The organism is Synechococcus sp. WH 5701 (assembly GCF_000153045.1).
In the GTDB taxonomy this organism is placed as follows: Bacteria; Cyanobacteriota; Cyanobacteriia; order PCC-6307; family Cyanobiaceae; genus Regnicoccus_A; species Regnicoccus_A antarcticus.
Genome location: NZ_AANO01000078.1, coordinates 1 through 1,442 on the forward strand (window position 1 = coordinate 1; position 1,442 = coordinate 1,442).

Below are 1,442 nucleotides of genomic sequence, written 5' to 3' on the forward strand. Positions count from 1 at the left end.
CGATCCAGCACTTTGGATCTGAACCTGTCGATGCGTCGACGGGCCGCGGCCGTGGCTGCGCTGATGTGGTTCTTAGCAGCTGTGCCATCACGCAGCGGTTAGCTGTTTACTGCGGAATCCCACTCGTGGCGTTGGGAGCAACCCCAACCGACTTCCCACCGCGCGGCGACATTCGCTGTTTAGGAATGAGGTCCGATTTGGCTTCACTCACTGAGCAGGAGGTTTTGGATGCTCTCGGCTTCTAAACGAGCACCGGCATGAGCCGCAGAAGCAGAGCCAGGGCACAACTGAAATTATTAACGGCCCCCTGGAGAGGGCCGTTCACGGCTCTTGCCACGCTGATTCTTGCTGGAGCAAGCGGCTATCGCCTCACGGAGGGCTGGGATTGGGGGGACTGCCTCTGGATGGTGTTGATCACGGTTAGCACCATTGGATACGGAGAAGTCGAAACCCTGTCCCCGCAGGGACGCTTGGTCACCGTTCTGATCGTGGTGGGTGGACTCGTTGTGGTTCAGCTGGCGATTCAACGCGTCCTGGGTCTCAAAGAATCTGGCTACTTCCGAAGGGTGAAAGAATTTCGTTTCCATCGCATGCTGGAGCGCATGCATGATCACGTCATCCTTTGCGGCTACGGACGCATCGGCCAAGAGATCGCAGCCCAACTGTTGCGAGACAACATCCCCCTGGTGGTGATTGAAACGGATTCGCATCGACGCGATGTTGCCGAATCCAAGGGATTAAAAGTGCTGCAAGCGGATGCAACCCTCGACGAAACACTGCTGGATGCTGGCCTAGAACGCTGCCAAAGCCTCGTAGCAGCCCTTCCAGGAGATGCTTCCAACCTGTACGTGATTCTCAGTGCAAGAGATCTTCGAACCGATTGCCGGCTCATTGCTCGTGCCAGCAGTGATGAGGCCACGGCGAAGCTTCGACTTGCTGGTGCATCAGTCGTTGTGAGTCCCTACGTCGCAGGGGGGCGAGTCATGGCGGCATCAGCGCTTCGACCCCTCGCGCTTGATTTCATGGAGCTGTTGGCGGGGTCTGACTTTGAAATCGAAGAATTTCAACTCAGCAATAACCCTCAATATCTCTCAGCAATCCGAGGCCGCAGCTTGGCTGAATTGGAACTTGGGCGAAGGAGCGGCGCCTTGGTTATAGCGATCCGTGATCAGGGAGAACTCATCGCAAACCCAGGTGGCGACATGGAACTGGCTCCTGGCCAGCTCCTGATTGTGCTTGGCAGCAAGCTCCAACTCTCACGATTTCAGCAACTGCTCGGAGACGCCGTCGACAGCATCGAAACCATGCCGGGTTGAGAGAAAAGGCCTCGGATCTCTACGATCCTTCGATCTTCAGCTCTGCGATGTCCCCCACCACCTCCCTTGCTGGTCAGACCGCTCTGGTAACGGGGGGTGGTCGTGGCATCGGCAAAGCGATTGCTC

At 57.1% G+C, this 1,442-nt stretch carries 1 protein-coding gene; it reads left to right on the top strand.

The annotated features are described in order from the left end of the window. Positions 1-257: 257 nt before the first annotated feature. Positions 258-1,316, top strand: a complete 1,059-nt coding sequence (locus tag WH5701_RS00455; protein WP_006169827.1) for a TrkA family potassium uptake protein — start codon at positions 258-260, stop codon at positions 1,314-1,316. The last annotated feature ends 126 nt before the right edge of the window (positions 1,317-1,442 follow it).